General features: G+C 72.9%; 10 protein-coding genes and 1 pseudogene. 5 read left to right on the top strand and 6 right to left on the bottom strand.

From position 1 onward, the window contains the following. The 3 genes from AB0H87_RS35195 to AB0H87_RS35185 form a co-directional block, all read right to left on the bottom strand. The coding region (locus tag AB0H87_RS35195) for a hypothetical protein (RefSeq protein WP_360155862.1) at positions 1–239 on the bottom strand (239 nt) is incomplete at its 3' end. An 11-nt stretch (positions 240–250) separates the two neighbouring features. Continuing rightward, positions 251–2,248, bottom strand: coding sequence for a sigma-70 family RNA polymerase sigma factor (locus tag AB0H87_RS35190; protein WP_360155859.1), 1,998 nt, complete (start codon positions 2,246–2,248; stop codon positions 251–253). Between the two features lie 144 nt (positions 2,249–2,392). Beyond that, positions 2,393–3,142, bottom strand: coding sequence for an arginase family protein (locus tag AB0H87_RS35185; protein ID WP_360155856.1), 750 nt, complete (start codon positions 3,140–3,142; stop codon positions 2,393–2,395). 35 nt (positions 3,143–3,177) lie between these two features. Here AB0H87_RS35185 and AB0H87_RS35180 point away from each other — a divergent pair, with 35 nt between their 5' ends. Continuing rightward, on the top strand, positions 3,178–3,330 hold the full coding sequence (locus AB0H87_RS35180; RefSeq protein ID WP_360155853.1) for a hypothetical protein: 153 nt from the start codon (positions 3,178–3,180) through the stop codon (positions 3,328–3,330). Next, the gene (locus AB0H87_RS35175; RefSeq protein ID WP_360155850.1) at positions 3,318–4,103 is read left to right on the top strand and encodes a HEAT repeat domain-containing protein; all 786 of its coding nucleotides are present in this window, start codon (positions 3,318–3,320) and stop codon (positions 4,101–4,103) included. Before AB0H87_RS35180 ends, AB0H87_RS35175 begins: the two co-directional genes overlap by 13 nt. Before the next feature lie 148 nt (positions 4,104–4,251). Here AB0H87_RS35175 and def read toward each other — a convergent pair whose 3' ends face one another. Next, complete coding sequence (gene def / locus AB0H87_RS35170; protein WP_360155847.1) at positions 4,252–4,755, bottom strand: peptide deformylase; 504 nt, start codon at positions 4,753–4,755, stop codon at positions 4,252–4,254. 117 nt (positions 4,756–4,872) lie between these two features. Here def and AB0H87_RS35165 point away from each other — a divergent pair, with 117 nt between their 5' ends. After that, a complete protein-coding gene (locus AB0H87_RS35165; protein ID WP_360155844.1) occupies positions 4,873–5,445 on the top strand; it encodes a histidine phosphatase family protein in 573 nt (190 codons plus the stop codon). On the opposite strand, the gene AB0H87_RS35160 is transcribed toward AB0H87_RS35165, so the two are convergent. Further along, a complete protein-coding gene (locus AB0H87_RS35160; protein WP_360155841.1) occupies positions 5,417–5,881 on the bottom strand; it encodes an Lrp/AsnC family transcriptional regulator in 465 nt (154 codons plus the stop codon). The genes AB0H87_RS35165 and AB0H87_RS35160 overlap by 29 nt on opposite strands. Positions 5,882–5,986: 105 nt before the next feature. On the opposite strand from AB0H87_RS35160, the gene AB0H87_RS35155 reads away from it, so the two are divergent. Together AB0H87_RS35155 and AB0H87_RS35150 are read left to right on the top strand one after the other, a co-directional pair. After that, on the top strand, positions 5,987–6,337 hold the full coding sequence (locus AB0H87_RS35155) for a YciI family protein (protein ID WP_360155838.1): 351 nt from the start codon (positions 5,987–5,989) through the stop codon (positions 6,335–6,337). Positions 6,338–6,340: 3 nt separating this feature from the next. Next, complete coding sequence (locus AB0H87_RS35150) at positions 6,341–6,694, top strand: YciI family protein (RefSeq protein ID WP_360155835.1); 354 nt, start codon at positions 6,341–6,343, stop codon at positions 6,692–6,694. On the opposite strand, the pseudogene AB0H87_RS35145 reads toward AB0H87_RS35150, so the two are convergent. Then, positions 6,684–7,176: pseudogene (locus AB0H87_RS35145) on the bottom strand (hypothetical protein); the annotation flags it as partial. The gene AB0H87_RS35150 and the pseudogene AB0H87_RS35145 overlap by 11 nt on opposite strands.

Here is a 7,176-nt window from a genome sequence, read left to right as displayed (position 1 = left end):
CCTCGTAACCAGCCGGGCCGCCACCCACGATAACGATTCGTGTCACGTGTCGTATTCTCCACGACCGGCTGCCGGCCGACCGGCTCGCCGAGGACCTCGCCGGCGCCGCCATCGGGCAGCGCCTCAAGCTGCGCCACAGCGCCGAGCCGGACCTCGTCGACCTCGCACACATCGAGGCCGCGCTGCGTCAGCTCTCCGCCCGCCGCGACGAGCTCGCCGGCGGCTTCCCCTACGAGCACCTCCTCGCGGATCAGCCCGCCGCCCGGTAGGCGGTCCCCATCGGCGTCAACGCACCGCTCTCCTTGTAGAGACCCGTGTGGCTGTCCGACGTCGACGGCAGCCCGAACCACGAGTACCGCTCCACGTACGACAGCCCCTGCAGCATGTCGGTCGCACCGTTGATGAACGCCACCTGCTGCGCGTCCGTCGGATAGTGCGCACCCGACCCGTCGAACCGGATCAACGCGAACTCGGTCAGCCAGATCGGCAGCTTGTACTTCGCGTACACCTGCTGGATGTAGCCCTTGAGCTGCCCGACCGCCGCCGACGAGAAGTCACCGCCGTACCAGTGCAGCGTGATGAAGTCGACCCGGTAGCCCTTCTGCTGCGCGCCCTTCATGAACTGGTCCAGCCACTTGCCGGTGTCCGCCGCGCCGAACGCCACCGACGGGCTGCCCAGCCGCATCCCGGTCGCCTGCAGCTTCGGCCACAGCTCCAGCGCCTTCGCCGGCGTCATGTTCGCCTGCTCCGCCATGTCGGGCTCGTTGAACCCAAGCAGCGTGTCACCCTCGCGCTTCGCCTGCGCGATCGTCGCGTCCGTGGCGTTGGCCGTACCCCAGATCATCGGCACGAACTCGACACCGCTCGCCGGCATCCGGTCGTTGTTCGCGCCCCAGTTGTAGTACCAGGACGCCCCGACCGCCTTCAGCCCGGCGTTCACCGCCGGGAAGTCCCAGACCGCGGCACCCTTCTTCGCCGTCCTGCGGGTCGGCGGCAACGGCGCCACCGGCTTCGCCGGGGTCTTCTTCGGGGTCGGCTTCGCGGTGGGCGAGGCCGTCGCCGACGGCACAGCAGTCGGCGTCACTGTCGCATCAGGGGATACGCGCGACGGGGCGCTCGATGCCGAAGGAGGCAGAACGGCCGCGGCCGGCACCGCGTCCCCATTGCGCACGACCCCGAACGTGACGACCGCGGCGGCCGCCACCGTCACCGTGGCGACAGCGGCCGCGACCGGCTTGCTGATCGCCAGGCCCTTGAGCATCCAGGTGGCGCTCTTGGCCGCCGTGCCGGCCGCGCCGCCCGCACCCGTCGTACCGGTGGCCGTCGTCGCGGCCGTGGTGGCGGCCGGGATCTGGGCCGTGGCACCGCCCCAGGACGCGCCGGCGCCCGCGGACGTTCCGGCGTTCCAGCCCGTGGCGGCCGCGGCGCCGACCGCACCGCCCGCCCCGGCGCCCGTCGCGCCGAGCATCCCCGCGACCAGGCCCGCCGCCGGCGCGACCAGGCCGACACCCGCGAGCAGCCGCTCCGCCGCGACCAGCTGAGCCGACGCAGGGCCGCAGAACGGGCACTCGCGCACGTGCCGGGCCAGCCGTTTGCGCCACAACGCGTCCGGGCGCCCCGACCAGCCGGCCAGCGTCTGCGCCAGCTCACCGCAGCGCGGCCGCGCTGCCAACGCCCGCACCACGATCCGCGCGGTGTCGAGGGTGCCCTTCATCCGCTGGACGCGTACCGCCGCGTGCTGGTTCGTCAGCCCCAGCGACTGCGCCAGGTCGTCGCGGGTCAGCTCCCCGGACGCCTCGAGCCACCACAGCGACAGCAGCTCCCGGTCGTCAGGGTCGAGCCAGCGCGTCGCCTCCGCCACCTCGCGCCGCTGCCCGGACAGCTCCAGGCGCAGGATCGTCAGGTCCGCGAAGTCCGCGCCCGGGTCCGAGACGTCGGCCTCACCCGGATAGCCGAGGTGGCCGGCCTGGCGCGCGCGGTACGGGTCGGCCTGCCGGTCGCGTACCTGCCGGACCGCGATCGCGACCAGCCACGCCCGGAAGCGGGCCGGGTCACGCAGGCTCCGCAGCCCGGTGACACAGCGCAGCATCGTCTCCTGCACCACGTCGTCGACGTCCGCGTGCCCGTCGAGCGCCCGCCCGACCACGTTGTAGACCAACGGGAGGTACTCGGCGACCAGTTCGTCGACCGCCCGCGGATCACCGTCCCGAGCGGCGAGCACCAACGCCTGCTCGTACCCTTCGCGCATCGCACCTCTCCTCGAAGCCGCCTCATCGTGGCGCACAGGAGACGACCAGGGCGACCGCGGGATAACACATTTAAGGCCCCGCTAGGACTTCGTTGTTCGGTGCTGACTTGTCATCGCGACTGCCGGTACAACCCGTAAGTCGTCCTAGGATGCAAGACTGGCGAGGAGTTCAGTGCGTGCGGCCTGGGCGCCCGCGGACGGTGCCGGATGCCAGGGGCAGGCGATGTCCAGGGCGACGACGCGACCCGTTGCCAGAATCCGCCCCATCGCCGCCCGGACGTCGCTGGTGGACGGACCGCCCGGCGCCGGGAAGAGCAGGCCCGGCAGGTCGCCGGCGTCGATCACATCCAGGTCGACGTGCAGGACGAGCGGACCATCCGGCAGCTCACCGAGGTCGTCGACGGCCCGGAGCGCGGGGCCGGCGCCGCTGTCCAGGTACGCGACCTCGGCCGGGTCCAGGTCACGGGCACCGACGAGCACGGTCCGCTCGACGGGGACGGGCCGCAACCCGAGGGGCCCGGCGACCAGATCGTCGTGTGCGCCCGAGGCGAGCCGCAGCGCGAGCCCACCGAGGTAGCCCGAGGTCGTGGTGTCGAGGGTGTGCACGTCACCGTGCGCGTCGAACCAGACGAGCCCAGGATCGATCCCGGCCCGCTGCACACCGGCGAGGGTGCCGAGCGCGACCAGGCAGTCCCCCGAGACGACGGTGGGCACGTCACCGGCCCGGATCGCCGTCGCGACCCGCTCGGCGACGGCGCCGTGCAGAGCGGTCAGGCGCTCCCAGACGGCCCCGGCCGGCAGCACCGGATCGACCCGCGCCGCCCCCGCGGGCAGCGGAACGTGGTCGTCGGCCAGCCGCTCGTCCTGGTGATAAGGCACCCCGATGATCGTCACGAGGGCAGACTAGCCAAAGCGGCTAGGTTGTCCCCGTGAAGCCCAAGGTCATCGAAGGCGCGCGGTGTGCCGGCGACGAGGGCAGGGCCAGCCACCTCTGCCACGCGGTCGACACCGATCCGACGCTGCTCGGCATCCTCGACCAGGAACCCGGCCCGCGGGCCAGGCGCCGCCCGTGGCGCCGCTGACGCAGGCTCTCCACGACCTGGTCACGCTGTTGGAGTCCGACCGGGACGGTGGACGCCGCCGCCGGGCCGCGGGTCTGGTCGCGCAGCTCGCGACGCCCGACGCCGGGTTCCTGCGGCCGGAGCTGGAACGCCTGCTCGTCCGGTACACCGACGCCGGCGATACCGTGGCGCGCGACCAGATCGCCCGGGTTCTGTCGGTCGCCGCCGGCGCGGCCGCATTGCCCGCCCTGCTTCGCGCACTGGTCGACGACCGCAACGACGACGGCGAGACCCTGCAGCTCGACGTCCTGCGGCTGTTCTCGGCCTCCCGGATCGACGCCCTGGCGGGAGTCATGACCTGTGTCGCCGCCGACGATCCGGGACTGCGCCGGGTCGGGATCTGGGGTCTGAGCGTCCTGGACTGGACCCAGCGGGACGAGTACATCGCCCTGGTCGTCGACGCGTCCTCCGACGTGGACGCGCGGGTTCGTGCCGAGGCGGTGGACGCCCTCGGCTCGGTGTTCGGCGGAGACCATCCGGCCGCGCTGGACGCGGTGCTGGCCGCGTTCGAAGACGCAGACCCGGCGGTCCGGCGCAGCGCCGTGATGGCCCTGTGCGCCTGGCGCGACGACGCGGCGACCGACCGCCTGGTGGCCGGCGCCGACGACTCGGACGCCCGGGTCCGCGCCGGCGTCGCCTGGCTCGTGACCAACCGACCGGGGCCGGCGGTCCAGACCGCACTCGAACGCCTCGCGGCGGACGACGATTCCGAACCGCCCCGCACGACGCCTTGAAACAGCGAAGGTCACGCGCCGGCTGAGAGCAACCGGCTGACGTATCGCCCGGCAGGGGGCCTGGCGGCAGATCCCGGCCCGATGGGCGGACCGAGGGTGTGGATGTCCAGCGACGCTCGGCGCGGCGGGTCCCCACCCGGCGAGCTGATCAGGTTGTCGGGCGGGCCCAGGGCGTCGCACGGATGGCACGCAGGGCCTCGCGGCGGGTCTGGCCGCGTAGGCCGTCCACGAACAGCTTGCCCGCCAGGTGGTCCGTCTCGTGCTGCAGCGCGCGGGCCAGGAAGCCGCTGCCCGAGACCGTGAGCGGCTCGCCGTGCTGGTCGAAGCCCGTCACCGTCGCGTGCATGGCCCGTGGCGTCGGGAAGAACAGCTCCGGGATCGACAGGCAGCCCTCGTCGCCGTCCTGCAGTTCCTCGGACACCGTGATCGACGGGTTCACCACGTGGCCGCGCTGGCCCTCGGCGTCGTAGACGAAGACCGCCGCGCTCACGCCGATCTGGTTGGCGGCCACGCCCGCCCGGCCCGGCTCGCCCAGCAGCGTGTCCATCAGGTCCGTGACCAGCGCCCGCAGCTCCGCGTCGAACGTACGCACGGGGTCGCACTCGGCACGCAGCACCGCGTCGCCGATGAGGCGGATCGGGCGGATGGTCATGGGCCGAACCCTATCCCCCGCTGCCGGTTGATCTCCGTGTCAGGGCACACCCCCTAAGCCGTCCTAGGATGATGGTTCGCCAAGCACAAGCGCTCCGGAAACGGTTGGATGGACGGCATGGCGGAGATCGTCCTGGTCCGGCACGGGCAGACCGAGTGGAGCATGACCGGGAAGCACACCTCGTACACCGACGTCGAGCTGACCCGCGCCGGGCAGCGGCAGGCCCAGGAGATCGGTGAGCGCCTCGCCGACCGGACCTTCGCCGCGGTGATCAGCAGTCCCCGGCAGCGGGCCGTGCGCACCGCGGAGCTGGCCGGCCTGCGGATCACCGAGATCGACGACGACCTCGCGGAGTGGAACTACGGCCGGTACGAGGGGATCACCTCCGCCGAGATCCACGAGCGCTTCGACCCGAGCTGGTCGCTGTGGACCGACGGCGCGCCCGAGGGCGAGACCCCGGCGCAGGTCGGCACCCGGGTCGACCGGGTCATCGCCAAGGCCGCCAAGCTCCTCGACCAGGGCGACGTCGCCCTCGTCGGGCACGGGCACTGCCTGCGCGTCGTCGGCGCCCGCTGGATCGGGCTCGGCCCCGACGGCGGCGGGCTGCTCAAGCTCGACACCGCCACGATCTCCGAGCTCGGGCACGAGCACGGCGCCCGGGTCATCCAGCAGTGGAACTCGGGTCGTTGATCTTCGGCGCGCGTCCCTCGTAAGGGGTCGACAGCACGACCGTGGTCCGGTGCGTGACGTTGGCCGCCGTCCGGATCTCCTGCAGCACCCGCTCCAGGTCCGCCGGACCGGCCACCCGCACCAGCAGCAGGTAGAAGTCGTCGCCGGCGACCGAGTAGCAGGACTCGATCTCCGGGATGTGCGCCAGCCGCTCCGGGGCGTCGTCCGGCTGCGACGGGTCGAACGGCCGGATCGCCACGAACGCCGCCAGGGGCAGGTCGATCGCGTCGTACGCCACCTTGGCCGTGTAGCCGTGGATCACGCCCCGCTGCTCGAGCCGGCGGACCCGCTGGTGCACCGCGGACACCGACAGCCCCACCCGTTCCGCGAGGTCGGTGTAGGACAGCCGGCCGTCGGCGGTCAATGCTGCGACGATGGCGCGGTCGATGTCCTCCACGGAGGAGAAAATACCGTCCGGTTTCTCCGGCGGCGATGTCGATCCCGCCACGGTGCCGTTCGTCATCCCACAGACACCGCCGAAACGAGGCAGGAAGGTAGGCACATGCGCTACGTGATGATGATCTGCGGGCCCGAGTCCAACTGGGAGGGGCCGGGCGCCGAGGAGCTGATGGCGACGGTCGGCACCTGGTGGGAGAAATGGCACGCCGAGGGCGCGATCGTTCAGGGCGGCGCCGAGCTGCAGCCCGTCGCCACCGCCAAGACGGTGCGGCGCGGCGACGACGGCAAGGCCCTGGTCACCGACGGCCCGTACATCGAGCTCAAGGACGTGGTCGGCGGGTTCATCCTGCTCGAGGCCGACTCGATGGACGAGGCGGTCGCGGTCGCGGCCACCTGGCCCGGCATCGAGGCCGTCGGCGACCAGGTCGAGGTCCGCCCGACCACGGGGCGCTGACCGATGCGGTTCCTGATGCTGATCAGCGGCGAGGAGGCCGCCTGGAGCGGCACGGACGAGGCCACGCGGGCGGTGATGGGACAGATCCGCGACTGGTACGCCCGTTGGCTGCCCACCGGCAAGGTCCTGCCGGGCGGCGCCATGCTGGGCCCGGCCGCCGAGACCCGCACGGTCGGCACCGACGCGGCCGGCCGGGTCACGGTCACCGACGGCCCCTACGTCGAGCTGAAGGAGGTCGTCGGCGGGATCGTGCCGCTGGACGTCGCCGACGCCGACGAGGCCGTGGCGATCGCCGCCACCTGGCCCGGGATCGTGCCGTTCCGGGAGACCGTCGAGGTGCGGCCGGTCATGAACTGACCAGGGCGGCGAGGCGGCGGGCGAGCAGCTCCCGTTCGGCGTCGTTGGTGGCCAGCGCGAACGCCCGGCGGGTGGCGTCCGCCGCCTCGTCGCGCCGGTCGAGCTTGACCAGCAGGTCGGCCCGGGTCGCGTGCCACATCCGGTAGCCGGCCAGCCGCGGCTCCAGCGCGTCGGTCTCGGCGAGCGCGGCCGCGGGCCCGTCGACGAACCCGGTCGCGACGGCCCGGCCCAGCGCGACCACGGGCGACGGGTTCAGTGCCAGCAGTTGGTCGTAGAGGCCGCGGACGGCGGCCCAGTCGGTCGCCGCGTAGGACGGCGCGAGGGCGTGCTGCGCCGCGATCGCCGCCTGCAGCTGGTAGGGGCCCGGTGCGTCGAGGGCGGCGGCCCGCCCGAGCCGGCGTACACCGGAAGGTCGGATCTCGTCCGGCGCGAAGTAGAAGTAGCGGCCGTACCAGTCGTGCAGGTCGGCCGCCGGGTAGATC

The sequence above is a fragment of the Asanoa sp. NPDC050611 genome (assembly GCF_040654855.1).
Taxonomy (GTDB): Bacteria; Actinomycetota; Actinomycetes; order Mycobacteriales; family Micromonosporaceae; genus Asanoa.
The sequence above is the reverse complement of the archived record's forward strand: the minus strand, read 5'-3'. Positions and strand labels throughout refer to the sequence as shown.

Coding starts and splice junctions, on each gene's coding strand:
- AB0H87_RS35190 (WP_360155859.1), bottom strand. CDS start 2,248: ATGCGCGAAGGGTACGAGCAGGCGTTGGTGCTCGCCGCTCGGGACGGT.
- def (WP_360155847.1), bottom strand. CDS start 4,755: ATGACCATCCGCCCGATCCGCCTCATCGGCGACGCGGTGCTGCGTGCC.
- AB0H87_RS35165 (WP_360155844.1), top strand. CDS start 4,873: ATGGCGGAGATCGTCCTGGTCCGGCACGGGCAGACCGAGTGGAGCATG.
- AB0H87_RS35155 (WP_360155838.1), top strand. CDS start 5,987: ATGCGCTACGTGATGATGATCTGCGGGCCCGAGTCCAACTGGGAGGGG.
- AB0H87_RS35150 (WP_360155835.1), top strand. CDS start 6,341: ATGCGGTTCCTGATGCTGATCAGCGGCGAGGAGGCCGCCTGGAGCGGC.